The organism is uncultured Aquimarina sp. (assembly GCF_947492405.1).
In the GTDB taxonomy this organism is placed as follows: Bacteria; Bacteroidota; Bacteroidia; order Flavobacteriales; family Flavobacteriaceae; genus Aquimarina.
The window spans coordinates 19,678-43,597 of the sequence record NZ_CANLMP010000005.1 but is presented as its reverse complement, the minus strand read 5'-3'; the positions used below and the strand labels follow the sequence as shown (position 1 = coordinate 43,597).

Here is a 23,920-nt window from a genome sequence, read left to right as displayed (position 1 = left end):
TTTTGGAGAAGTATTTTTATCTTCAATTTACTTTTTTAAAATCCTATCATTTACTATTTTTTCCATGATAGATGTTTTATAGTTACGTCCTAATGGGACATAATGCGAACCAACTGTTATTCCTTCTGTTTCAATAGCTTCAATTTTATGAATACAAACAATGTATGATTTGTGGACTTGTATGAAAATATCAGAATCTAATTGCTTAGCCACTTCTTTAAGAGGAATTAAAGAGAGATGTTTCTTTCCATCAGTAGTGTGAAAAGCAACATAATTTTGCATAGACTTTATAAATAAAATATCATTAAAATATATTTTTTTATAAATATTCTCACATTTTATAAAAACATAATCAGATCTCGAATTATCCTGATTCTGAGTTATACTAGTTTTGTTTTGTGTCAAAAGATACTGTTCTTTTACCTTGCAAACGGCTTTGAAAAAGCGCGTAAATGTAATAGGTTTAAGTAGATAATCCATTACGTCCAAATCAAATCCATCCAAGGCATAGTTAGGAAAAGCAGTTGTGATAATAACCATTGGTTGAGACTTCATAGATTTTAGAAACTCTATTCCATTCATTCTTGGCATCTGAATATCCAGAAATAGCAAGTCTGCTTGATGCGAATTCTTGATCTTGTTGATTTCTAAAGGATTATTACAAGATCCTTGCAATTCTAAAAAGTCTACTTCTTTAATATAATTAGAAACACACTCTCTAGCTAAAGGCTCGTCATCAATTACAATACATTTTAAAACCATGATTTCTTTTTTAAGATTGTAATGAAGTTATAGGTATAATAGGTTCTTCTGATAAAGAGGGAGTTCTATTCAATGCTATTTCAAGCTTTATTTTATAACGCTCTCCCGTTTTTTTTATAGAAAGTTCATATTGATCACGATATACTAAATCTAATCTTCTCTGAACATTTTTTAAACCTATTCCGCTGTTTTTCATCAAGTCATCAGAATTATCATCATAATCAATGATAGTATTTTCAACTTCAAATAGGATTTTTTCATTTGAAAAATGAAAATGTATAGAAATCCAATTTTCTTGATTACTACCTTGAGATACATGTTTGAAAGCATTTTCTACAAAAGGCATTAAAATAAAAGGGGCTACAGAAACATTACCATAGATTTGATCTTCAATGTTAGTAATCACCTTCACCGTGTTATCAAGTCTTAGTTTTCCTAAATCAATAAAATTTTTAAGATAATTTATTTCTTTATCTAAAGAGATTTTGGACTCATTACATTCATATAATTGATAGCGCATAAGATCGGAAAAATTTGCTAGAGATTCTGAAGCCATATCAGGGTTTTTATGGATCAGTACAAAAATTGAATTGATAGTATTGAATAAAAAATGAGGATTGAATTGTGATTTTAAAAATTTAAGTTCAGTTTCTATTTTTTCTTTTTCTAGTAACTGCGTCCTTTGTTGTGATTTAATCCAGTTTTTTGCCAGTTTTATGCTCATAGCTAATGTCATACTTGCTAATGTCGATCCTAAAGAATTGGATTTAAATAACTGGATAAAACTTTGACCCTTAAACAATTCTTCAAAAGATTGAGAAGAAATGTATGCATTAACATAGTATCCTGATGTTATAATTATTGCTGTAACTAATATCGTGATTCCAAGCAAAAATAGATACTGAGAATATTTCCTTTTTTCTAAAAACCTGGGGATTAGATAATATAGATTGAAATAAACGCTAATTGCCTGAAAGACCACATAAAAAACAAATTTTGTGGTATATTCAGAAAACAAAATATTATATGCCGCTTCTGTAGCGCTACCCGCAGCAATAGTCCACCACATATAGTGATAAACAAACCAAAATAAGAGATGGTGCATTTTATAGCGATATAAACCGGTAAGTATTTTAGAATTCTTTATAGTGTCTAATTCTACCCGCATAAACTTATTACTTAAGACCTAGTAAAATAAGAAAATAGTTTTTAAACACATATAGTCGTGCTATTTTATTGACGAATGTGCTCAAATTGTTGACAAACGACTCTAGATCCAATATCACTTCTATTTTTTACAATAAGAGACAATATGATGTCGGTCATCAATTATAGATATGGTTTTATCAATTTCAGTTATTACTGTATTTGTTTTCAGGATATTTTAGATGAAAACCATTGAAAATAATAGACTTATGAGACATTTTAGAAGCAACTTTCTATTTCTAGTATTAATTTTTATAAGTGTTGAACAGGTAATTGCTCAAACAGAATCAATAGTTACCGAAAACATCAAAATACATCTTAATGAATTCATTGCAGACTATATCAAAGGAATGCAGAATGCTAATGATAAATTTTTTGAGAAGTATTATGAAAAAGAGATTCGATTGATGCCTGCATTTCAAAAAACACTTTTAGGAAAAGAGAACGCATTAATCTATCACAAAGCATTTTTTGATCGATTCGATATTTTAGAATACAAAAGAGAAAATATAGAAACATTGGATTTGGGTTCTCAACTCGCAGTTATAGGAACTTTTGAAATGAAAGTAAGATTAAAAAACGCAGAAAAAGAAGAAGAACTTAAGGGGAAATACATAGATATATGGCGTAAGGGAGAAGGAAATCCTTTATTGATTTCGGAAATATGGAACTATGATCATCATACAGATCTTACGAAGCAACTAAAATTTGATCATGTTCCAGGAACTGTATTAGCCTTTCAAGGACACCTTCCTGTAGATAACAATATTCGATTCGAAATAGCTTCCATAAATAGTTTTACAGAAGAATTCATTTCTCATCATGATCATACGCTATGGTCACAAATATATGCAGATGATGCGGTAGCACTGTTTAGTTATAAACCCATATTTAGAGATAAAAAAAGTTTGGATGTATTTATTAAAAGCCATGTAGCGGAGCTTCCTGTTTTTGAGAAACTGGATATTAGAAACAATCACATTGATGATTTAGGAGTATATGTGGTGAATATCGCGAGTCATATTGCCAATTGGCGGAACACTGAGTATTCAGGTATTAGCACTGGTAAAGGCATAAAGATATGGAAAAGAGCACCTAATGGGAGCTTGAAAATTTTCAGACAAATATCTACCTACGATTATAATTATTAATACAACTGGTTAATACAATACTTTAAACTATGAATTACTCTGCAAAATTAAAAGCAATTACGTTTGTAATCTTCTTTATGATCTTTTTCTTACCGAATGCATTTGGTCAGTATCTGATGAAGGGAAGTGTAATAAATGATACTATTACCTCTAAAGTTTTAGAGAAAAATAAAGTAGGATTAAGTACAAAAAGAAACATAAAAATTTATCTTCCTCCCAGTTATGCTACATCAAAAAAGAATTATCCAGTAGTTTACTACTTACACAATGTATTCTCTAATCCATCTATTGTTATTAATGATCATAAAACTCCTGAAATAATAGATAAAAATATTTCTGAAGATCGATCTAATGAGTTTGTTTTTGTAGTTGCAGATTTTACTTCACCTACGATTGGAAGCCTTTTTGAAAACTCTAGCACCAGCGGTTATTGGTTAGATTTTATAACTAAAGAATTGGTGGTATATATTGATCAAAATTACAGAACGATTCCAAATAATAACAGCCGAGCCGTAATCGGTCATTTTATGGGCGGGAGAGGAGCATTAAAGCTTGGCATGGCATATCCTGAAGTTTTTAATATTGTTTATGCAATGCATCCTGTAGCCACAGGAACAGGATATTTACCAAGAGCTTCATTAGACATTGATTGGAAAAAAATACATTCTGCCAAGTCCTACAAAGTGATAGAAGGAACAGGAAGAACTCAAATTTTCACAAGTATCTGTCAAGCATTTCTTCCTAATACTAATAGACCACCGTTTTACTGTGATTTTTTATTTGAAAAAGATGACAAGGGAGTATTAAAAATCCATCCTAAAAATATAAGAAAGGAGCAAAAAGAATTTCATTTGGATGAAAAACTAGACGAATACGCAGATAACTTAAGAAGTTTAAAAGCAATTGCATTCGATTGGGCCAGATTTGATCAGACACAGGCACACGTTATTTCTAATCGCAGATTTAGCAAAAAATTAATGGATATAGGTGTGGATCATCAAGGAATTGAATTTGTAGGAGATCCCTGGAACAAATATTGGGGCGATGAAGGACGCATCGCCAAAAGAGTATTACCATTTTTAAATGAACATCTGAAATTTTAAATAACCCTAATTGTAAGAAAATGAAAGGCAAACATTTATTATGGAGTATGATAGTTTTATCACTGTTCATAGGATGTAAGAATAGTTTAGAAACTCCAAATTATTCTAAAGAACAAGATCAAAAATCTATACAGGCTATTTTAAAAGTATTAGACGATCATAAAATTTCCACAGCAGATAAAATGGATGTTTGGGTAGATGATTTAATACATATGGCCCCTAATCATCCAATAATTACAACCAAAGCTTCTTTAATAGAACATATCAACAACGAAAAAAAATACGGTTTTGCAGATATGACACATGAAATAACTGAGATGCATTCTTTTGAAAAAAATGTAATCATGCACGGTAAAGTAACAGGAACATTTTATCCCATTAATGAAGGGACACCCAATACTTTTGAAACTAAAAACCTATTTGTTTTCAGAAGGATGAAAGATAACTCTTTAAAAATATGGAAAGTTATTTTTAATATGACTTCTTAAACAAAATTCAGAATTTTAAAAAACTAAATAATGAAGAAATATGTATCCTTAGTTTTTATGTTAATAGTACTATTAGGATGTGAAAACTCAAAAAATAATAAAGCTGATAAATTAGAAGAGTTAGAAACAGTAGAAGATCTTTTACAAGAGTACAATCGAAGAATCATCAATGCAGCAAAAATGGGGTCGTTTGAAAAAATACGTGATTTATATGATCATGAATCATTATTAATGACCGATTACAACCCTTTAATAGTAAATAATAACAATATAAAAATATATTATGATACTATATTTGGTAGGAATAAGATTAAAGAATACAAGAGAGAAACAATAGATGTTTTAGAATTTCCAAATAGAATTATTGAGATAGGTTTATTTACAAAAGTATTTGAAAGCTCCGAAACAATAAAAGGTAAATATTTCAACGTATGGAAGAAAGATGGTGAAGGAAAACTAAAATTACGTGCAGAATCTTTTGGGTATCTAAAACGTATGGATAATCCAACTGTATTCTTGGTGCCCGAAGCAAGTACTACAGCGCCAGAAATCATTAAAACACCAAGAGAATTAGCTGCCTACGCTGCTTTAGGTAAAAGCAATGTAAGAGCTAGAATTCCAGAAAGAACTACTGATTCATATACAGATGAGGCAATGTACTTACCATTTGCTGATACTATTAAAACAGGAAAGGCTATTTTGATAGAACATTATAAAGGCTATTATAAGTATCCTGCTACAATAGATTCTTTAGAGGTAATGACATATGCATATGATAAAGTAGGTAAAGGCTATATCAAATATGGTGGGTTTTATGTGGATTGGTCGGTTCCTGGATTTTCAGGAAATAGTACAGGAACTGGCATTTCATACTGGCGTAGAGAAAAAGATAATTCACTCAGAATACATAGACAAATAGGATTGCATATACAAAAATAAGTTTCTATATAATTCTGATATAGAAATCAGATATAGCTATTGTATTGATCAAATAAAAAAAAGCTACTCATCCGATTGGACTAGTAGCTTTTTAATGATTGATGAATGTACTTAACTTAGGTATTTATTAGTTGGCTCGTTTATAAATATTTAAAAATGAATTTTGATTCTAATGGCTTGATCCAATGAAACGTTTTCATCCTGATTTTTCAATGATTTTACGAATTCAGGGGTAACTCCATGAATCTTTAAACTCTGTGCTTGATCTGCTGTAATATTAGTATATCCCAAATCTTCAAAAGGCTTAATGAATTCTGGTGTCACGTTATGAATTTTGAACGATATAATATCATCCAAAGGAATATTACCAAACTTAGTCTTTTTAAATTCTTTTATATACTCTGGCGATACATTATGAATTTTTAAAGACATCAGATCATCTATATTCAGGTTATTGTATCCAATTTTTATATACTCCGCAGCAGCATCCGGAGATACATTATGGATTCTTAAAGACATGGCTTCGTCTAATGAAATATTCTTGTATCCAGCTTTCTTAAAAGTATCAATAAATTCTGGAGTTACATTATGAATTTTCAATCCTACAATTTCATCTAATGGAATATTTTTATATCCTGCTTGATGGTATTTTTTTATAAATTCTGGGGTCACATTATGTATTTTGAATGAAATGATATCATCTACAGATACATTGTCATAACCAAGAGATTTAAATTGTTTTATAAAATCCCCAGGTGTTTGTTCTACTTCTTGATATCCTTTTCCAGAATTGCTTGTGGAGCTTGATTGACTATTTTGATTATGAGTTCTTGCCTGAGAAGGGGAAATGTTATGGATTTTTAATTTAGTAGCCTCTTTTAAAGTGATTTTAGTTTGCCCGGCTTTTTTATAAGACTTTATAAGATCCGCTGTTACATTATAAATTTTTAAGTTTTTGGCTTCTTTTAAAGTAATATTAGGATATCCTATGTTTTTGAAACTTTTAATAAAAGCTGGTGTTACGCTATGTATTTTTAGATTCTGAGCTTCCTTTAATGTAATATTTTTATATCCAGCATCTTTATAAGATTGAACATATTGTGGTGTCACATTATGTATTTTGAGATTTTGCGCTTCTTTCGCTGATATATTTGTATACCCTTCTTTTTTAAAGTCTGCAATAAAATCAGGAGATACATTATGGATTTTTAATCTCGTATAATCTTTGAGTGACATTTTTTTATATCCATTATCATTATATGATTTAATGAACTCTGGAGATAGATTGTGAATTTTCGCTTTCGTAATTTCTTTTAATGTGGCCTTTTGACCATTTACTTTATTGATAAACTTTATATAAGCTATGTCTACATCAAATAAGTTCAATTTACATACTTCCTTCATTGTATAATCATTGTATCCAAGTGTTGATAGTTCTTTTCGATACATTTTTAGTTTTTCAAGAGGAAGTCCTTTATGGATAATATCTTCAAAATCATCTTGACTTAATGAAAGATTTTCTTTTTTTAGATACGCTAAATAGGTTTTGTCAAAATCTGTAAGAAAACAATGAACAAGTTCTTTATTGTCTGCAGTAAATCCTTGTTTGGACAGATCACTACTGAAATTAGCATTCGGCGTGAAGGTATATCTTCCATCTCCGATACCATTTTCGAATTCACCGACGTATACCATGGTTCCTGCATCTCTAGTTATTTCCAGTTTTTGTTTATCACCAGAAGGAAAACCTGCAAAGAAAGATGGGTCATAACATCGTGTTGTTGACCAAAAACTTCGTTTGAGAGGCTCGGAACTTCTGTACATAACACATAGTTTTCCCCCGCCAACTTCGGCATCCCAAACCCCTTTGGTAAAATCATTTTTAAATTTTGATTCCTTAAAATGTTCATCTGTTGGGGTTTCTAATTCATTTGAAAAAGTTTCATCAATTTCGGCGATTGACGGATTAATACTAACCGGATTGAAGGATAATGCGGTTATAGCCAGTAATGGAATAATGATTAGGTATTTCCATCCTGATTTTGCAGTTGATTTTTTAGAATTCATCATAATTATTCGTTTTTTGAGAAATGATTGATTGTAACTTGTGGCCAAACCTGTTGGCATATCTGGGGTTGATACTTTCAGTAAATTCATTTGATACACTTCTTTATTCTCACCTTTTGTTAACATTCCGTTATCGGTAAGATATTCAAGGTTATTATCAATAGCTTTTCGATATAACCACGCAAAAGGATTAAACCATTGTATGGTTACTAGTAATTCTACTAATAGCATATCTAAGCTATGTTTACCGGTAATATGCATTTGTTCGTGCTTCAAAATCTGTAAATAGGTATCTGGATTATATTGGTTTGGGTTGATAAATATTCTGTTCCAGAAAGAGTAAGGAGCATGATTGGTATCTGTTTCTACTATTTTATATGTATCTACCTCTATACTAGGATACTGTAGCATTCTGTATAATAACACTGCTAATTGGATTAAAAAATTAACTCCAAAAGCCATAACTCCTAAAATGTAGATATAGATGATAATGGATTTCCAGTCTAAAGAAATTATAGAAGGAGTGATGGTATTTGCAATACTTTCAGAAGTTGTGGTAGTTACATTTTGTGATTCATTATAACGAATTTCATTTTTTGTAATTTGAATTTCGGATACTTCAGTAATTTGATTTTCAACTTCAGCTTTCTGAAAAATAGTAGTTCTAAATGAAATATTTTCTGGTACCGATATAAAAGGTAATGAGAACGAAACAACGATTAACCCAAGTAAAACCCATCTGTTTAAGTGGTAAAATGTTTCTTTAGAAAGGAATAATCTGTAGATAAGATACGATAAACCTATAAGTGCTGCACTGTAGATGATATAAGCCATTACTTATTGTTTTTAATGAGTTTAATAATTTCTTCTAATTCTTCTGAATTTATTTTTTCCTCTTTGGCAAAGAACTTTACCAAAGCTAATGGCGAATTGTCGAAGTAATTATTAACTACTTCTCCTAGAACATCTTTTTGATACTCATTTTTAGAAATCAAAGGATAGTATTGGAAGCTATTACCAAACGCCTTATGACTAATAAAACCTTTTTCTTCTAAAATTTTCACAATAGTCGCTGTTGTATTATAATGAGGTTTAGGGTCTGGTAGTTCTTCAATGATTTCTTTTATGAAAGCTTTCTCCAGTTTCCATAGACTCTGCATAATCTGTTCTTCTCTTTTAGCTAACTTTTGCATACTCTTAAAATTTGATATGTCAAACGTACTACTAATAAATTAGTTTTACAACTAATAAGTTAGTAGTTCAACTAATTTATTAGTAGTTTTGTTTCAGAGCATATTGTTTTAGAGTGCTTTCAGAAGATTGTTAAATATGTGCTAAAATGTTTTTAAAAAGGAAGATTACTTAGATCTACGTTTCCTCCAGAGAGAATAATTCCTATTTTTTTATCTTGAAATTGCTCTTTTTCTCTCAATAATGCAGCTAATGGAACTGCACAAGAAGGTTCTATAATGATCTTCATACGTTCCCAAATCAAACGCATGGCCGATATAATTTCTTCCTCATCTACTCGTATAATTTCTGAAACATATTTCTGTATGATTGGAAAGGTAAGATCACCTAAAGGCATTTTGAGTCCGTCTGCAGATGTGTTAGTGGTTTCGTTAATTTCTAATTTGCCACTTTGTAGTGCACGATATGCATCATCTACTTCAAAAGGTTCTCCTCCAACGACTTTACAGTTTTTTCCATAAAAATGAGCAGCCAATGCTGTTCCAGAAATCAGTCCGCCACCGCCAACGGGAGAAAATATATATTCTAAATCAGGGTAATCTTCCAGCAACTCCAAAGCTGCGGTTCCTTGTCCTAATATTACATTATGGTCATTATAAGGATGCAAAAAAGTTGCTCCTTTTTCAATTTGAATTTTGTTTGCTGTTTCTTCACGATCTTTATGAGTAGGAGGACACTCTATAATATGTCCACCGTAATCCGCTACTGCATCTTTTTTTACTTGCGGAGCATTCGAGGGCATCACAATATATGCTTTTACTCCTAAACTCTTAGCTGCAAGTGATAACGCTTGTGCAAAATTACCAGAAGAGTGCGTAACCACTCCTTTTGATTTTTGTTCATCGGATAATTGTAAAATTGCATGAGTAGCACCACGCATTTTAAAAGCTCCCATTCGCTGAAAATTTTCACACTTAAAATATAAATCTGCTCCTGAGATATCGTTAAGGAGTCTTGATGTTAGGATAGGAGTTCTGTGTATATAAGATGCTATGGTTTGGGCAGTGTCTTTAAGGCTTTTTGCATTCATGCTGATAAAAAGTAAGATCAATACGAAGATACTATTTTTTTCTACCTATCAGTAATGTATTAGTTCCATGAACATTATTATGTAGCTGAAACTCTATCCTTTTGGAATAATTAGCAATAAGAGATTGTATGTCTGAATCATCGTCCAGTTGGATGCCAGCGTTAAAAAGAACATTCCCTTTTGGGCTCATTAATTCAATGAGTCGATCCCAAAAAGAAATCTGATAGAATTCGATAGGTACCTTTAGATCAATAAAGAGATCTATAATGATTAAATCAAAAGAGTTTTGACAATTAGACACAAAATTAAGTGCATCATCAGAAATAATCAATAATTCTTTGTTTTCAGTAATATTAAATTCATCTTTTGCCAATTGAATAATTATTGGATCAATTTCTACAGCTGTGATATGCCCACTGTGTTTATATCGATTTCTTAGTGTATCTATAACACTTCCTCCACCCATTCCTAGTAATAGAACACTTGATTTACTATCAAAGTAAATTTTAGACAATCCATAATCTAAAATACGTTGTAATGAACCATAAGAGTAGTTAGCAGTTTCACTATCTAACACTTTTTTTCCATTCATCCAGGTGACTTCCAGAGTTCCGTTAATTTTAGACTGAATTTTTTTAGTAAGTGGCCAGATATAACTAACGATTTTTTTCATATACCAGTATTAATGATAGTTAGTAGCGATATTAAGACTAATACCATTTCTGACTTAAAATTACCATTAAAATTTGCTCTTTTTCGTTTATGTTTCAAAATAAAATTTAATCGTTGCTTAGGTTATGTTGCTTTCTTTCTTACCTAAACAAAAAATAACTGTGTTTTATTTGAGTATTTTTAGATCAGAACTCGTATAAAATAAAACGTGTAGATTATCAATGTTTATTTTAGATAATCTACACGCTACTTTATTAATTAATTATAAGGAGTTTGCACCAGCTTCTGCTACAGCATGATCGTTTTCTACGCTACTGCCGCTTACACCAATTGCTCCTATAATCTCATCGTTTTCGTTCTTAATAGGAACTCCTCCCGGGAATGTTATAAGCCCTCCATTAGAATGCTCAATGTTATATAAAGACCCACCTGGTTGTGATAGTTCTCCAATGACACCAGTATTCATATCAAAGAAACGAGCTGTTTTTGCTTTCTTTAAAGAGATATCAAGAGAGCCTAACCACGCTCCATCCATACGCGCAAAAGCAACAAGATTTGCTCCTGCATCAACTACAGAAATATTCATTTTGGTATTTAATGCAATCGATTTTTCTTTAGCAACATTAATAATTTTCTCGGCTTGTTCTAATGTAATGTTCATGTGAATTTTGTTTTAAAAGTATAAATAATCAATGCCGATAAATATCCTGAATATATCATATTCAGAGATGAATTATATCATAAATAAAATATAAAGTTTAAAACTACCTTTTACTGTTATTTATATAAAACAATGTATGAATACATTAACTGTAACTTGAGTGTAGAATAGGCTTACTACTCTGCCATTTTATAAGCTTCTCTTAACCATTCTGTTAACTCTGTGTCTACTTGGTCAATCGATTGTAATTGTACTCTATGTGTACACATAGTGCCAAAAGGACCAGAGTTTTGAAGTCGTTCTGTAATAGGTTTTCCTTTTAGTTTTAATCCAAGGTCAATTCTGGTTTTAGTAGCCGGTTTAATTAATGCAAATTGTTTTTTTCTAATAATACTGACACTTGTTTTTTTAGGCGTTATGATAACATCTTTGCCAAAAGAGGTTACTAGGATAAGAAGTTTTTCATAAATAGGAATCAAGTTTTCTTTCCCCTTATATTGATTCATAACCAAGTCATCAGGAGTATCATTGGACTCTTTGGATAAGGTAACAATCGTATTGGCAAATCCGTGAGTAACGCCGTGTTCTGTTTTTAAAAATTTTACTGCTTCTCCGTGTTTAGTAAATGATTTTTCTTTTAGTACCTTTTTCCATTCATCTAATGACTTGCCTGTTTTTTCAGGCATATTGTTAATCATGGTTTGTAGTGCTTGATCCATAGTTTAATAGTTAATTGATGGTTTTCCCGTTTCTAAATATGTGATAAGATTTAGATATGATTTTTCATTACCACTGATAAAAAATTTCATTAATGATAAATACTTTAGATTGTTTTTGTACCCAATTCCGTAAGAAGTCACCTTTGTTTTTTTAGTAGTAATTGCTTCAAAATAGATAATATTATAAAGATCTTTCTCGTCTTTTTTCATAAAATCCGGGAAATTACTGGTCAGTTCTGCTTGTAAAGTAATTAACCTTTTTGGGATATAGTTAACGACTTTTAAGTTTATTGTTGTGCTATCTCCAATCTTTCCATTCTTATTGTAATTAGTTCTGATTTTTCCATGAATCTTAAAATCAACTTCTGCTATTGCTACGGCCCAGTTTTCCCAGCCATTTTTAGTCGTGTAAGCATTCCAAACGGAATCCAATGGTACATTTACCATAAACTCTTGTATGAGCACAAGCTCTTTTTTATTGGTCGAATCAACTGTGGATGTAACCCTTTTTTCCATATGTGTCTTTTCATCCTGTGAATAAAGAAATAAATAAGGAAAAACCATTAGAATAGTAAAAACAGGTATTCTCATTTGATTATGAATTTAATGCGAAGTAAGAAAAACTAAAAATGCTGTGATAGTAAAAAATTAACCTTCTCTATCCAAAGGAAAGAAATTAGGTTCATCTTTATTGAATTCTTGCTTGATAAATTCTTGAGGATTGAAACCAGAAAAATGGTTGAACTCTTTAATAAAGTGAGATTGATCCGAATATCCGCATTGATAAGCTACTTGAGACCAAGATATACTTTCTTTTTGCTGAATTTGTTGTAGGATTTCATTGAATCGTAAGATTCGTTGATAATATTTAGGAGTAACACCTATATACTTTTTGAATTGATCTATAAGGTGCTTTTGCGTATATGGATAGCTCTCGATAACTTCATTAAAATTAGTTACTGGTTCTGTTTCTAACTTTTCTACTACAGAAAGTAACTCTTTAGATGGTACTTTAGATTCATTAAATCTGTTTATTAGCCATTTCTCTGCTAGACTGAATTTATCTTGGGATAATTCTTGTTTTAGAATGCTTTCTCTTAGTCGTACGAGTTCTTTACCAAAAACTTCTTCAGAAGAAAGAATTTGTTCGCTTAGATCTCCAGCAGGAAAATGAAAGAAAGGAAATGTTCCAAAAGGCTTAAATTGAATAACAAACATTTCGGATTTTGGATGAGCAGAAATTGAGATATAGTTTTTGTGTATCCCAGATATCCAGACTTTCGTATAGGTTCTATTAGGTTTTAAGGTGGTGTTGTCAAATGTATTTCTTGGGATGTCGTCTAATTCGAATATGATAAAGACATGTCCTGTAGGCACAACTCGTTCTATAGAATGATCAGGTATAAAATCTTTAAAATGGAATATAGATTCAATGTATTTGCTAATTGGGGAGTCCAGTTGATGTGTTTCAAATAACATATTTAATTACCGCTGAGTTTATACAATTTCTAGTATTAAAGATATACATTAGAAATTAATTGTTCTACGGTAGGATGATCATTTCCTCCAACAGGTTCAATGGTAATATTAAGTGATGCTGCATTCTCAATATATTTCATTGTAATCATCTCTTGATTGGCAGAAATCACACCCATATTTATCATTTCTCCATCTACATCTGCCCACATCTGATAGGTCTTATCATTCTTTAGTTTAGAAAGACCTTTTGGATTAAGAATTACTTCTTTGTTCTGATGATTTACATAGGCTATAGCAGCAGAGTTAGGTGATTTTTCGTTTCCTTTTAATATTAATTGTACTACTTCTGGCTGATTAATTGCTTGATACCATTTATCAGTTTCCTTATAATTGTCTTCTAGATTTACCAATCTATTTCTTAAATCATTAGTCTCCTGTTGTAAGGTAATCATGGTTCGTTCAGTGTTTTTCCATTGGTTATACAACCAACCTGAACTCAATAAAAACAACGTAGCAAGACTGGCGGCAATCGCAAAATTATAAGAGACTTTTTTTCTTGCTTGTGATATAATTACTTTTTCCTTACCAATTAGGCTAGGATTTTCTACTTCATTTAAGATAGCTGTTTTGATATGGACGGGAGGAGTAATTGCATTTTCTAATGCCATCTGTTCCATATCGTCTTCCATTTTACTGAAATATTCTCGTAATTCTTTATCTTCCTTAAGGATGTTTTCTATTTCGATAGATTGTTCCTCAGAAAGTTCTCCTAATAGATATTGTTCTAATATTCCTGTATCTTTTATCGTATTCCTATCCATCATCTCATCATTTCAATAATAATCCATACTATTAGAAGTTCTTCTTTATAAGATTCTCTTAACTTTTTAAGAGCTTGTTTTATATAAGACTTAAATGTCCCCAAAGGGACATCCATTTCCTCATGGGCCTCTCTATGAGTAAGTCCATTAAAATACACAAGTTCTAAAGCTCTTTGATGATGAGGTTCTAGCTTTTTTAAAGAACCATCTAATCCTAAGATTTCTTTTTCTTCAGAAGTACTTCTATCTTTATATACACTTAAATCCTCATTTTGGATGAGGACATTTTTTTTGCGTAGAGCATTTAATGTAATATTCCTTGCAATTCGATATGACCAAGTAAAAAACTTTCCTTTATCGGGATTATATGTATGCGATTTTTGCCAAATTTTCATAAATGTTTCTTGTAATAAATCCTGTGCTAAAGATTCATCCTTGCACATTCTTAAAATAACTCCATAAAGTGCACCAGAATAGAGATCATATACCTTAGACAAGGCATAAGAATCTTGATTCTGTAACTTCCTTATAAGTTCTAAATCGTCTTTCATTTAGATATTGGCTTCTTCAAATTTAAAAAAAATCTCATCCAAACTCATCCAAATGAAACAAACTTGTGTATATGAATATGAAAAGCGCGTTTAACAATGTTTAATAATTAAAAAATAAAATCATGAAAAAACTAATTTTTATTGCCTCGACACTTTTCTTATTCGTATTTGCGCAATCCACATTTGCACAATCAAAAAAGGATATTGTAGATGTAGCTGTATCTGTAGATGATTTTTCTACCTTGGTAGCAGCTCTTAAAGCGGCAGATCTGGTCGGAGCTCTAAAGGGAGATGGACCTTTTACAGTATTTGCCCCTACCAACGATGCTTTTGCTAAAATTGATTCAAAAACCCTTAATTCTTTATTAGAACCAGCTAACAAAAGTAAGTTAACTTCTATTCTTACGTATCACGTAGTATCAGGAAAAGTGGATGCTGCAGCTGTTGTGAGCGCATTAAAGAGTGGAGGAGGAAAGGCAGAACTTACGACTCTTAATGGTGAGAAACTAAAGGCCGTTAAGAAAGACGGAAAAATCTGGTTAAAAGATCAAAATGGGAATTATAGTCAAATTGTAAAGACCGATGTAATGGCTACAAATGGAGTGATTCATGTTATTGGTGATGTTGTAATGCCAAAGTAATAGTCATTATATTATTTTGTGAAAAGGCTATCTAAAAAGTAAAATATTATTGTCAAACTGATCTTCTTTTATATACAGACAGGTATCGAAGCTTTAATCTGTTGATTTTTAGATATCTTAGACGAACTTAGACTGGCATAGTGGTATTTTGTAGTTTTTTGGATAGCCTTATTTTAAAAAGAATTAAGACATATAGTAATTTCTTAATAATGTAATGATTGATCATCTTAGTATGCTTGTATCTTTTTGTTATACAAATAAATACATTTAAATTTCTAGATTATTCTCAGAGTCATTTACTAAAGTATTCCATTTCTCTTTATATTTTCTGAAATAGATAGAACCAACAATACTAACCACCGCTGCAGCAATTCCTACTAGTGAATAAAAAATTGGAACTATATTAGTATCCACTTTAAGAATAAATGGGATTCTTGTGAGTACTTCCGCGAAAAATGCACAATACAGTCCGATAACACTCCAATACATGAAACCTAAATGAAGTTTTAAATATCCTTTAGATTTAATAAACATTGGTACAATTCCTAACAAGAGGGTGATACTACTTATGACAGAGAACCAATGCAATATTCCGAATGTACCATGCAACCGATATAACATAAATGAAGTTGCGAGAACAATAAACATAGATATCGTATATATATAGCCTATTTGTTTATGTGTTGTTGTTCCTTTTGATTTAGCCAAAACCATTGTGCCAGATATTAATGAAATTATTGATGACACGAAGTGAATTATCCCTATAGTACTTAAAAACATGACGTATTGATTTTCTAGAAAGTTATTGCTATCTCAAGTAAATAGAGAAATAACTTTACCGAATTGTCAGATTTACCAGCTGAATTGTATGTATAGAAATACAGGCATCCCTTCGGTTTGTAATATCGAAATAGAATTGAATTGCGAAATCAGTCTTAAGTAGTATCGAAGTGTGTTACTTATTATTTTCTATTATTAGTTTTTTTATAAGCGAAATCTGCCCAAGATGATAATAGCTATGCTCAATGATACCTTCAATATTTCGTGAGTAGGTTCCGTACTTTTGATCTACAAATATTTCGTCCAATTTTTGATCATCCATTTTTTCTACTTCAAGAGTAAGTTTTTCTGCGTTAACCAAAAATTCATTTATAAGATTTTTCCAATCAGTTTCGGAGGTAATAGGCGGCATATCAAAACTAAACTTATCTTTAATTTCGAGTTTTCCTACCATAAAAACGTTTAAAACTCCAGCTAGATAATAATTGATATGATATGTTAATACAGCAATAGTGTTTAGAGTTTCGATCTTTTGATTGGCTTGTTGCCACGTCAGACTTTCTATTTGTTGTTTATAATTGGTGTTCGCAATCCAAGTTCCATTCAACAAAACTTCTCGTAATCGATTAGCAATAAGTTCACTTTTTGTCATTATTAATTGGATTTGTTTTATAAAACTGAAAATACGAATAAATACATATCAGTTAAACAAATTAGATTTAACATTTTTTACTTTTTCAATGGAATTTTGGTTTAATACCTTTTGTTTTTCAGAATAAACTGAGAGGAATCTGAATATTTCTATTTTTAAGTGAATAAATTATTGGTGCATCGTGAAATATGATTTAGCGGTCGGAGGGGATGACATAATTTGAAAAATAATAAGAAGTGAAGCGTTTAACCAGGATATATCTTATGTTCAAATTTCCTATCTTAGTATTATGAAGATTTTGTTTGTCATTGTTTTACTATTGTTTTGCGTAAGAACTGTAGCACAGGAGGAAGTGCTAGTTGCAAACGACAGTCTTTCTGTAACGCTTTTTGAGAGAGGAACTCGAAATGTAAATAAATGTACCCCTTGGCATCATATGCAATGCGTTTATATTACCGCGACAGAGGTGTATAAGGACGGGAGCGAAGGGAAGCCAACACGTCATTGGTGGCGCATGTCTTATATCGGTAGGGCTTGTACTTCACAACATGGTACTGTTTTTGGACAAATATTTGAAGGCTTTTTTGCGATCCCTCATTATATAGCCATTGGTGTAGGCAATAGTGTAGGTTATGTGAAATATCTGCTAAGAGGTTCTCCAGAAAAAATAGAAGCTCGAAAGCGAAAGAGAAATCAAAAAAGATTGTTAAGAGAAGCAAGACGAAAAAAAAGACATGGAGTGAGTTAGTATATATAACTTTAATTAAAGGAAGATTAACATCAAGTATTTAAGTCAAAGCAAGCAACTATATTTGAATCAATTGATGGATTTAATGTTCACTTTATACTGCGTTGCAGCGTATTTTATTTATTTGCAAATTTTGAGTAAATATCTATACTGATAAATTCACCATTTTTAATTTCACAGTCTTGCATAGTGCCTTCTAAATTAAATTGTAGTTTTGCAAGAGCTTTTTTACAGTTCAAATTTTCCGTTTCTACAAAACCTTCAATTCTATGTAGTCCAATATTATCAAATGCATATTTTAGGATAATTGGCATTGTTTCGGTCATAATTCCTTTTCCCCAATTTTCTGGCAATAACCAAAAACCAATTTCCGCTTTTTTATTCTCTTTACTTACGTCATTTAAACCTCCTGCTCCAAGAAATTTTCCATCTTCTTTAGAACAAATAGCCCACCAAATTCCATTTTCATTTTTTTCCAGGTCAGAAAACCAAATCATTTGCTCTTTTGTCGCTTCTAAACTATCGAAACTCACTCCATAATATTTTATAATATCCGGATGAGAAAGTCCCTTAAAAACATTTTCTAAGTCCGACTCAGCAAATTGTCTTAAGATAACTCTTTCGGATTCTAGGATAGGAAATTTACTATACATTTTATATTCGGTTTGGAATGACTCTTAATATTATTCCACTATCGAAATATACAAAGATTTTGAAAGTTGTGATTAATTAAAAAGTAACAATGAATCATACACGTTACTTTACCCTATTCGATATCCTATTTGAATTAGCCAGCTTAGAGCAATTTGGGTAGCAAATTTAGAATGAGATTTAATTCAACCACTCTTTCCAAGGAATTAAAAATGGTAAAACCAAAACCCAAATAACAAAAAATATAGCCATAACTTTAGGAAAGGGAATGTCGTTTCGAAATGCTGGAAGCGCCACAACAAATAGCCAGGTTCCTTTGTATATTAATTGTAGTAAAAGTACAGGTGAAAACGTAACTGGTTTCCAAAGTCCGAAAATAGATAAAACCGCAATTGCTAACCATAAACAACCTACCAGTCTAATTACTTCTGTTGGTTGATAAGCATTTCCGAAAGTTGTTAAGGCAGAGTTTTTCGGATTTGAAAGAGCAGAAATTGCAATTTGACCTGCAACAATGATATTCAATATGTAAATTATTCTTAATCCAATCATTTTAATATATTTTATTCCTGTTCAGCAAGTCTTTTAAAGTTTCCCATTACTCCCGGTAAAACAGTCTTAAAACCACTACCAAGTATAAGTCCGAAAATCCTTTTTAGGAACCCTGTAAATCTAATATCGTCAGTAAATTCGATTTGGTCTCCGATATTTACAAGAGTTCGTTTTATTTCTAAAGTGCCAACTGGCATTTTAGTTACAAATGTGTAAGATTTATTGGATATCAATTCACTAATATGAAATTTTAATTTAGGTCCTTTTTTCGGTGTTAATATACCTTTTGCATGTAACGAGAACTTTTCCGGAAGACTTGAATCAATAAGTTCAGTATCCCATTCTTTCCATCGATTAACGTCTGTTAAATAATCCCAAACTTTTTGTTGGGAATTATTTATCAAGATTGAATATCGAAAATGATGATTCGTTTGTTTTTTTGATGATGTCATTTTATGATTTTAGTTACAAAACTCTAAAACGAATATGACAATCTACTGCACCTGTGTTAAGTTATTTATTATCGGGTTAATTTCTTTCTAATTCTACTTAACGATTGTGGTGCAACACCAAAAAAAGATGCAAGATGTTTTAAAGGAATTCTTTGAAGCAATTCTGGTTGGTTTTTTAATAGTTTTCGATATCGATTTTCGGCTGTTTCAGTTTGTAGTTCTTCTAAAATTTCTTCTGTAAAAAATTGAACTTCTTGTGTTATTTTACAAGCAAAACTATTCCAAGATTTTAATTTTAGCAGTTCTTGATTTTCTTCAAAAGTCGTTTCCCAAACAATTGATTTTTCTATTGTTTGGATATATTCATTTGATGGTTTTTTTGAATTAAAACTTGCTTGTGAGGTAAAACAGTATGGTGCTATTGTAAAGAATTTTGTTATTTCTGAACCATCTTTTAAAATAAAAAATCGCAAAAGTCCATTTTCAAGAAAATATAGATTTTTACAGATCTTACCTTGTTCCAAAAGATTATAGTTTTTTGGTAATTCTTTTCTTCTGAAACATGCTGAAATTAATTCCCAATCTTTATTAGGGATTTTTTCGTATTGCTCTATAAATTTTCTAAATTCTTTCAAGGTTTAATGTTAGCACGGATGTCTTTTAGCTAGCAGCTAACGGTTTCAATTATTTCAAAGTTATTATAAGTATTTATATATCGTTCAGTTATATCTATTTGTTGTTCTTTTATATCATAATATTTTTCTCGCATAGTAAGTACATAATATATAACTATCCGTATTAAGAGAATAAGGAATAATTGGTTTTTGAATAAACACTAAGCTAAAGTTTTTGTTTTATTTCTTTTCTTAATTTAACTATGTCCGACAAATGTGTCCAAATTACAATTGGAACTATTGTAGCTGGTAGCAGAACAAAAGGGAAATAATTTATTGCACGATTAGGTTGCTCGAACCCAAATTGTTGAAATGGTAATTCAGCTGATAAAATACCATTTACCAGAATAAAAAGTACAAAGCCTAAACCTATAATATTCCATAGTAATAAAATCTGTTTGGTTAATTTCTTCTTTATAAATAGCCATCCGATTATTGGAGCTGTTATACCTAGCATAATATCATAATTTCTACCCTCAAATGTCATTAGTTCAGGAATCATTTTGTATATAAAAAGGCCAAATAAAACAATTTCGACTGGTAGTCTAACTGAATGTGAAAAAGTACTGATTTTTGTATCTCTTTTTTCAAAAATCCATTTTTGTTGTTTTGGGAGTAATCCGTATATAATTAGAATTATAGATGGAATTAATACGAAACCAAATCTTGGTAAAGTTGAGTTAGTAGTTTGATAAAAACCAATATATGCCAGTAAGGATTGTACAATTGACCAAAGAATGATGAAAAAAGTTAATCTTTTTGGTTTTCCATTCGAATAATGAAAAAAAACTATTGTTGATACGTAGGTGATTATAAAAAGTAACTCAACCCAATTTGGTAGATTTTCTATCATTTATTTCATTTGTTTTTAATGCGGCATAATGTTTCCTGTCTATTATATTTACTTCCATAAAGTAACATCTGTAAGATACAAATTATTGTAGTTAGTTTTTATTTTTACAGTGCTCTACCAAACTGTCGGTTATTCTTTCTAATTCTCCTGAGTCCTTAAAATTATTCCATTTCTCCAAACTATCTTTTGAACTTATTATAAATTTTCTAAATGAATAATTAATTCCTCCTTTCGAATTTGGATTATATTTTGTTCCTACATCACTTAACCAAATTCCGATTTCACTTTTATCGGGTTTACTCTTCGAATCAATAGAGTACATATAATTCGCAAGAGTTGGTATTTCAATCTTTTTTCCGTTCTTTTTTATCTTGTAATATCGATTATTTATATATCCATTTTTCAGGTCACCTTTATAAAGTAAAATTCCGTTTTTTGGAATTTTTAATTGTTCACGATTATCTATAATCTCTATTTCTTTTGCACAAGGCATATTAGAAATTACAATTGCCGTTCCTTCAAAATCTTCAGGAAATATTAAGTCAAGTTTTTGAGCTGTAGCCATTCCAATTGTTCCCATTAAGTAAAAGAATAATTGCATAAAAGGATACCAAAGAATTATTGGTGTTAAAATCCAAATCAATTTAGATCTAATTGATTTTTTAGAAAACAACAATAATATTATTCCAATTACAAAAAGAGGAATTCCAAGAATCAGCCAATAAGGGTTCAATGAAATTATAAAGGACAAAATAATAATCACAATTCCAATTTTTCCTTTCATATTCAATACTCATTTAGATTAGCTAGAACTTTAAATATAATAAATGTTACTAACCTAAGGTAGTTATTAGTTTTACATTTTGTAGTAGGTAATTTTTATTTAAGTTCTATTTTTTTATTTTTCCTATTCTTAATTATATTAACTATTATACCATATAATTCAATTCCGATTAAAATCAATACAATATAAAAAGTATTTAAAGACACTTTTAAGTATAAAGCATATGTTGTAAAAAGCACGAAAGTAAGCGGTAAATACATATTTTTCGTTAAAGTATCTTTTACGATTAACGTATCTTTTTTTATGGTTTTTAAAGATACTATAGTCAAACTGGTAAGGAAACCAGTAGAAATCGAAATCAACAAACAGGATAAGACAAATACCAAAGTAATTTCGTCAAAATACTTAACAAAGAAAGTTTGAGTAAAAGGGAACAGTAATTTTGTTAGCAGTATCACTAATCCAATCCTGAATATTCTAAATAGTACTTCTTTTTTTATTGACATTTTTCATCAATTATCTACAGCGCTATTAGTATGTGTCACATCAAAGCAAAATCTTACTTTATTTTTTTGTTTTACTTCAATTTATAAAAATTCAGCGAGATCACATAAGGAAGTAAACTTTCCATCCGATATTAAATTTTGTGTTGATTTTATATATAATGTTAGTCATTATTTTTTGCTTTTAAATCACCACCAGGATATATTACTAAAATGGCTTTAGAATAGTTAGATTGATAGATTAAATCAATAATTGATTGAAGATCATCAATTTTTATAGTGTTTAATCTTTTGTCCGAATCATTTTACAGCCTACAATGAGTATGCAAAAAATTAGCACTAATATTCTATTCATTTTGCCTTATTGTAACTAACAGGTTTGTAGAGGATTAATTAAGCTTTTAAACAACTAATTTAACAAATACATACCGAATGAAAGTCTACTAGATTTTTTGTAATTAGACTTGTGGTAATAATTAATTTTGTATATGTGTTGCAAGTTCGTTTTTGTTTATAAATCTTTAGCAAGGCATAAGCTGTCTGGAATATCCTTTAGTATACCGTATTTCTCTATAGCGTTATAATTGTTTCTTTGATAAAGTTTACCAGCTTCAGGTTGTTTTGATCCCATAAAGAGTATACATCTGGAATATCCTAATTCTTTAGACCAGTTTTCTAATTCAGCTAAAATCTTCTCTCCAATTCTTTGGCCTCTAGTTTCCGGTGATACATACATTCTTTTAATCTCCATAGCGCTAAAATTATATTCAGAGATTGCTCCGCAACCAATTGCTTTATCTTTTTTAAATGCTAAAACAACATAGTTTACATTGGAGATGTCATTGAATTGAGATAAAGAGTGAGTATCACCATCTCTTTCTGCAAGATCTAAATTTAGTGATTGTACAAGTCTTTTAAATTCGGAATTTTGAGAATTTGTTCTTGTTATTTTCATTATGCTATAGAGTGAGTTAAATGACATACAACAATTGGTATGCGTAACTAGTTATGTGATTAAGCATTTAATTGTACACGATATTGCCCTTAATTTTTATCTCATATTGTAATTTCCATTTGCCCATTTTATTGTCGGTTCAATCCATTCTTTTAATGGTTTAAATAAAAATCCGTGTCTCATCCCAGTATTAAGCTCAATTTCTTTAAAGTGTTTTATTTCACAACTTGAAGTTTTTTTTCGTTCCAATGCAGAAACTCCAAATGGATCTGATTTATCATAAATGGTCAAAATATTCCCGCAATAATTAATTTCAGGTATATTCTCAATGTCGGAATTCCTGAAACTTGCAACGAACGCAAAATTCAAATTTGGATTATTTGCCAAGGTCGAAACATATTGAGCAATATATCCTCCTTTTGAAGTCCCTATGACAGTTATTTTTTGAGGTTCAATACCAATGTTTATTAAACTGTCAATTTGAGTTACAATTCCAACCGCATAGTCTCTCGCATTTACATTTCCGTTTCTTTTTTCACTTATTACTTTAAATCCATTCTTTTCATATTCGCTAACTATTTCCTTGTATTCAGTCCTTCCATATTCGGGATGCAATTCATTCAATTCGTGTTCTTCTAAAAATCGATTGTGAAGGAAGAAAATAAATCGATCATCATTTTTTAAATCACAAGCAAACAAAGTCGAGTAAAAAAGAATTCCAATAAATAGGTTTATTTTCATTGATTTTTGTGATTTCTCAAATTATTATTAGCGT

At 30.4% G+C, this 23,920-nt stretch carries 28 protein-coding genes; 6 read left to right on the top strand and 22 right to left on the bottom strand.

The features are described from left to right. Positions 1-27: 27 nt before the first annotated feature. Both Q0829_RS17830 and Q0829_RS17825 read right to left on the bottom strand, forming a co-directional pair. Entirely contained in the window at positions 28-762 is a 735-nt protein-coding gene (locus Q0829_RS17830; RefSeq protein ID WP_298545730.1) for a LytTR family DNA-binding domain-containing protein, read from the bottom strand. A gap of 10 nt (positions 763-772) precedes the next feature. After that, a complete protein-coding gene (locus tag Q0829_RS17825; protein ID WP_298545729.1) occupies positions 773-1,930 on the bottom strand; it encodes a histidine kinase in 1,158 nt (385 codons plus the stop codon). Between the two features lie 247 nt (positions 1,931-2,177). Here Q0829_RS17825 and Q0829_RS17820 point away from each other — a divergent pair, with 247 nt between their 5' ends. The 4 genes from Q0829_RS17820 to Q0829_RS17805 are packed head-to-tail and all read left to right on the top strand — an operon-like array spanning position 2,178 to position 5,649. Then, positions 2,178-3,119: a hypothetical protein gene (locus Q0829_RS17820; protein ID WP_298545728.1), complete on the top strand. Its 942-nt coding sequence runs from the start codon at positions 2,178-2,180 to the stop codon at positions 3,117-3,119. A 29-nt stretch (positions 3,120-3,148) separates the two neighbouring features. Next, the gene (locus tag Q0829_RS17815; RefSeq protein WP_298545727.1) at positions 3,149-4,222 is read left to right on the top strand and encodes an alpha/beta hydrolase-fold protein; all 1,074 of its coding nucleotides are present in this window, start codon (positions 3,149-3,151) and stop codon (positions 4,220-4,222) included. Between the two features lie 20 nt (positions 4,223-4,242). After that, complete coding sequence (locus Q0829_RS17810; RefSeq protein WP_298545726.1) at positions 4,243-4,710, top strand: hypothetical protein; 468 nt, start codon at positions 4,243-4,245, stop codon at positions 4,708-4,710. A 30-nt stretch (positions 4,711-4,740) separates the two neighbouring features. After that, complete coding sequence (locus tag Q0829_RS17805; protein ID WP_298545725.1) at positions 4,741-5,649, top strand: hypothetical protein; 909 nt, start codon at positions 4,741-4,743, stop codon at positions 5,647-5,649. A 150-nt stretch (positions 5,650-5,799) separates the two neighbouring features. Here Q0829_RS17805 and Q0829_RS17800 read toward each other — a convergent pair whose 3' ends face one another. From Q0829_RS17800 to Q0829_RS17755, 10 genes are all read right to left on the bottom strand, one after another. Beyond that, complete coding sequence (locus tag Q0829_RS17800) at positions 5,800-8,550, bottom strand: M56 family metallopeptidase (RefSeq protein WP_298545724.1); 2,751 nt, start codon at positions 8,548-8,550, stop codon at positions 5,800-5,802. Continuing rightward, entirely contained in the window at positions 8,550-8,909 is a 360-nt protein-coding gene (locus Q0829_RS17795; RefSeq protein ID WP_298545723.1) for a BlaI/MecI/CopY family transcriptional regulator, read from the bottom strand. The genes Q0829_RS17800 and Q0829_RS17795 overlap by 1 nt, the downstream gene beginning before the upstream one ends. A gap of 152 nt (positions 8,910-9,061) precedes the next feature. Beyond that, positions 9,062-9,997, bottom strand: coding sequence for a pyridoxal-phosphate dependent enzyme (locus Q0829_RS17790; RefSeq protein WP_298545722.1), 936 nt, complete (start codon positions 9,995-9,997; stop codon positions 9,062-9,064). Positions 9,998-10,028: 31 nt separating this feature from the next. Then, complete coding sequence (locus Q0829_RS17785; RefSeq protein WP_298545721.1) at positions 10,029-10,670, bottom strand: spermidine synthase; 642 nt, start codon at positions 10,668-10,670, stop codon at positions 10,029-10,031. Between the two features lie 261 nt (positions 10,671-10,931). Further along, on the bottom strand, positions 10,932-11,330 hold the full coding sequence (locus Q0829_RS17780) for a heme-binding protein (protein WP_298545720.1): 399 nt from the start codon (positions 11,328-11,330) through the stop codon (positions 10,932-10,934). A 176-nt stretch (positions 11,331-11,506) separates the two neighbouring features. Further along, positions 11,507-12,049 carry a DUF4287 domain-containing protein gene (locus tag Q0829_RS17775; RefSeq protein ID WP_298545719.1) on the bottom strand — a complete coding sequence of 181 codons (543 nt, stop codon included), beginning with the start codon at positions 12,047-12,049 and terminating at the stop codon, positions 11,507-11,509. A gap of 3 nt (positions 12,050-12,052) precedes the next feature. Beyond that, positions 12,053-12,640 (bottom strand): SRPBCC domain-containing protein, encoded by a 588-nt coding sequence (locus tag Q0829_RS17770; protein ID WP_298545718.1) that lies wholly within the window; start codon positions 12,638-12,640, stop codon positions 12,053-12,055. Between the two features lie 57 nt (positions 12,641-12,697). Beyond that, positions 12,698-13,528, bottom strand: coding sequence for an AraC family transcriptional regulator (locus Q0829_RS17765; RefSeq protein WP_298545717.1), 831 nt, complete (start codon positions 13,526-13,528; stop codon positions 12,698-12,700). A gap of 35 nt (positions 13,529-13,563) precedes the next feature. Further along, the gene (locus tag Q0829_RS17760; protein WP_298545715.1) at positions 13,564-14,349 is read right to left on the bottom strand and encodes an anti-sigma factor; all 786 of its coding nucleotides are present in this window, start codon (positions 14,347-14,349) and stop codon (positions 13,564-13,566) included. Next, a complete protein-coding gene (locus tag Q0829_RS17755; protein ID WP_298545713.1) occupies positions 14,349-14,900 on the bottom strand; it encodes an RNA polymerase sigma factor in 552 nt (183 codons plus the stop codon). The genes Q0829_RS17760 and Q0829_RS17755 overlap by 1 nt, the downstream gene beginning before the upstream one ends. 122 nt (positions 14,901-15,022) lie before the next feature. Between Q0829_RS17755 and Q0829_RS17750 the strand changes: the two genes are divergently transcribed. Next, complete coding sequence (locus Q0829_RS17750) at positions 15,023-15,541, top strand: fasciclin domain-containing protein (RefSeq protein WP_298545712.1); 519 nt, start codon at positions 15,023-15,025, stop codon at positions 15,539-15,541. A gap of 267 nt (positions 15,542-15,808) precedes the next feature. On the opposite strand, the gene Q0829_RS17745 is transcribed toward Q0829_RS17750, so the two are convergent. Both Q0829_RS17745 and Q0829_RS17740 read right to left on the bottom strand, forming a co-directional pair. After that, on the bottom strand, positions 15,809-16,288 hold the full coding sequence (locus Q0829_RS17745; protein ID WP_298545711.1) for a hypothetical protein: 480 nt from the start codon (positions 16,286-16,288) through the stop codon (positions 15,809-15,811). A 208-nt stretch (positions 16,289-16,496) separates the two neighbouring features. Continuing rightward, the gene (locus Q0829_RS17740) at positions 16,497-16,973 is read right to left on the bottom strand and encodes a DinB family protein (protein ID WP_298545710.1); all 477 of its coding nucleotides are present in this window, start codon (positions 16,971-16,973) and stop codon (positions 16,497-16,499) included. 289 nt (positions 16,974-17,262) lie between these two features. Between Q0829_RS17740 and Q0829_RS17735 the strand changes: the two genes are divergently transcribed. Then, positions 17,263-17,721 (top strand): hypothetical protein, encoded by a 459-nt coding sequence (locus Q0829_RS17735; RefSeq protein WP_298545708.1) that lies wholly within the window; start codon positions 17,263-17,265, stop codon positions 17,719-17,721. 116 nt (positions 17,722-17,837) lie between these two features. Here Q0829_RS17735 and Q0829_RS17730 read toward each other — a convergent pair whose 3' ends face one another. The 8 genes from Q0829_RS17730 to Q0829_RS17695 form a co-directional block, all read right to left on the bottom strand. Next, entirely contained in the window at positions 17,838-18,374 is a 537-nt protein-coding gene (locus Q0829_RS17730; RefSeq protein WP_298545707.1) for a GNAT family N-acetyltransferase, read from the bottom strand. A gap of 178 nt (positions 18,375-18,552) precedes the next feature. Beyond that, on the bottom strand, positions 18,553-18,924 hold the full coding sequence (locus tag Q0829_RS17725) for a hypothetical protein (protein WP_298545705.1): 372 nt from the start codon (positions 18,922-18,924) through the stop codon (positions 18,553-18,555). 11 nt (positions 18,925-18,935) lie between these two features. Continuing rightward, a complete protein-coding gene (locus Q0829_RS17720; protein WP_298545703.1) occupies positions 18,936-19,376 on the bottom strand; it encodes an SRPBCC family protein in 441 nt (146 codons plus the stop codon). A gap of 68 nt (positions 19,377-19,444) precedes the next feature. Further along, complete coding sequence (locus tag Q0829_RS17715; RefSeq protein WP_298545701.1) at positions 19,445-20,011, bottom strand: cyclic nucleotide-binding domain-containing protein; 567 nt, start codon at positions 20,009-20,011, stop codon at positions 19,445-19,447. A 205-nt stretch (positions 20,012-20,216) separates the two neighbouring features. Beyond that, on the bottom strand, positions 20,217-20,903 hold the full coding sequence (locus tag Q0829_RS17710; protein WP_298545700.1) for a hypothetical protein: 687 nt from the start codon (positions 20,901-20,903) through the stop codon (positions 20,217-20,219). A gap of 91 nt (positions 20,904-20,994) precedes the next feature. Continuing rightward, positions 20,995-21,687, bottom strand: a complete 693-nt coding sequence (locus tag Q0829_RS17705) for a hypothetical protein (RefSeq protein WP_298545698.1) — start codon at positions 21,685-21,687, stop codon at positions 20,995-20,997. A gap of 1,014 nt (positions 21,688-22,701) precedes the next feature. Next, on the bottom strand, positions 22,702-23,145 hold the full coding sequence (locus Q0829_RS17700) for a GNAT family N-acetyltransferase (RefSeq protein ID WP_298545696.1): 444 nt from the start codon (positions 23,143-23,145) through the stop codon (positions 22,702-22,704). 96 nt (positions 23,146-23,241) lie between these two features. Further along, a complete protein-coding gene (locus tag Q0829_RS17695; protein WP_298545695.1) occupies positions 23,242-23,886 on the bottom strand; it encodes an alpha/beta hydrolase in 645 nt (214 codons plus the stop codon). Between the last annotated feature and the right edge of the window lie 34 nt (positions 23,887-23,920).

Excerpts from the sequence above, each read along its gene's own strand:
- Q0829_RS17830 (WP_298545730.1), bottom strand. The coding sequence starts at position 762 with ATGGTTTTAAAATGTATTGTAATTGATGACGAGCCTTTAGCTAGAGAG.
- Q0829_RS17825 (WP_298545729.1), bottom strand. The coding sequence starts at position 1,930 with ATGCGGGTAGAATTAGACACTATAAAGAATTCTAAAATACTTACCGGT.
- Q0829_RS17820 (WP_298545728.1), top strand. The coding sequence starts at position 2,178 with ATGAGACATTTTAGAAGCAACTTTCTATTTCTAGTATTAATTTTTATA.
- Q0829_RS17815 (WP_298545727.1), top strand. The coding sequence starts at position 3,149 with ATGAATTACTCTGCAAAATTAAAAGCAATTACGTTTGTAATCTTCTTT.
- Q0829_RS17810 (WP_298545726.1), top strand. The coding sequence starts at position 4,243 with ATGAAAGGCAAACATTTATTATGGAGTATGATAGTTTTATCACTGTTC.
- Q0829_RS17805 (WP_298545725.1), top strand. The coding sequence starts at position 4,741 with ATGAAGAAATATGTATCCTTAGTTTTTATGTTAATAGTACTATTAGGA.
- Q0829_RS17800 (WP_298545724.1), bottom strand. The coding sequence starts at position 8,550 with ATGGCTTATATCATCTACAGTGCAGCACTTATAGGTTTATCGTATCTT.
- Q0829_RS17795 (WP_298545723.1), bottom strand. The coding sequence starts at position 8,909 with ATGCAAAAGTTAGCTAAAAGAGAAGAACAGATTATGCAGAGTCTATGG.
- Q0829_RS17790 (WP_298545722.1), bottom strand. The coding sequence starts at position 9,997 with ATGAATGCAAAAAGCCTTAAAGACACTGCCCAAACCATAGCATCTTAT.
- Q0829_RS17785 (WP_298545721.1), bottom strand. The coding sequence starts at position 10,670 with ATGAAAAAAATCGTTAGTTATATCTGGCCACTTACTAAAAAAATTCAG.
- Q0829_RS17780 (WP_298545720.1), bottom strand. The coding sequence starts at position 11,330 with ATGAACATTACATTAGAACAAGCCGAGAAAATTATTAATGTTGCTAAA.
- Q0829_RS17775 (WP_298545719.1), bottom strand. The coding sequence starts at position 12,049 with ATGGATCAAGCACTACAAACCATGATTAACAATATGCCTGAAAAAACA.
- Q0829_RS17770 (WP_298545718.1), bottom strand. The coding sequence starts at position 12,640 with ATGAGAATACCTGTTTTTACTATTCTAATGGTTTTTCCTTATTTATTT.
- Q0829_RS17765 (WP_298545717.1), bottom strand. The coding sequence starts at position 13,528 with ATGTTATTTGAAACACATCAACTGGACTCCCCAATTAGCAAATACATT.
- Q0829_RS17760 (WP_298545715.1), bottom strand. The coding sequence starts at position 14,349 with ATGGATAGGAATACGATAAAAGATACAGGAATATTAGAACAATATCTA.
- Q0829_RS17755 (WP_298545713.1), bottom strand. The coding sequence starts at position 14,900 with ATGAAAGACGATTTAGAACTTATAAGGAAGTTACAGAATCAAGATTCT.
- Q0829_RS17750 (WP_298545712.1), top strand. The coding sequence starts at position 15,023 with ATGAAAAAACTAATTTTTATTGCCTCGACACTTTTCTTATTCGTATTT.
- Q0829_RS17740 (WP_298545710.1), bottom strand. The coding sequence starts at position 16,973 with ATGACAAAAAGTGAACTTATTGCTAATCGATTACGAGAAGTTTTGTTG.
- Q0829_RS17735 (WP_298545708.1), top strand. The coding sequence starts at position 17,263 with ATGAAGATTTTGTTTGTCATTGTTTTACTATTGTTTTGCGTAAGAACT.
- Q0829_RS17730 (WP_298545707.1), bottom strand. The coding sequence starts at position 18,374 with ATGTATAGTAAATTTCCTATCCTAGAATCCGAAAGAGTTATCTTAAGA.
- Q0829_RS17725 (WP_298545705.1), bottom strand. The coding sequence starts at position 18,924 with ATGATTGGATTAAGAATAATTTACATATTGAATATCATTGTTGCAGGT.
- Q0829_RS17720 (WP_298545703.1), bottom strand. The coding sequence starts at position 19,376 with ATGACATCATCAAAAAAACAAACGAATCATCATTTTCGATATTCAATC.
- Q0829_RS17710 (WP_298545700.1), bottom strand. The coding sequence starts at position 20,903 with ATGATAGAAAATCTACCAAATTGGGTTGAGTTACTTTTTATAATCACC.
- Q0829_RS17705 (WP_298545698.1), bottom strand. The coding sequence starts at position 21,687 with ATGAAAGGAAAAATTGGAATTGTGATTATTATTTTGTCCTTTATAATT.
- Q0829_RS17700 (WP_298545696.1), bottom strand. The coding sequence starts at position 23,145 with ATGAAAATAACAAGAACAAATTCTCAAAATTCCGAATTTAAAAGACTT.
- Q0829_RS17695 (WP_298545695.1), bottom strand. The coding sequence starts at position 23,886 with ATGAAAATAAACCTATTTATTGGAATTCTTTTTTACTCGACTTTGTTT.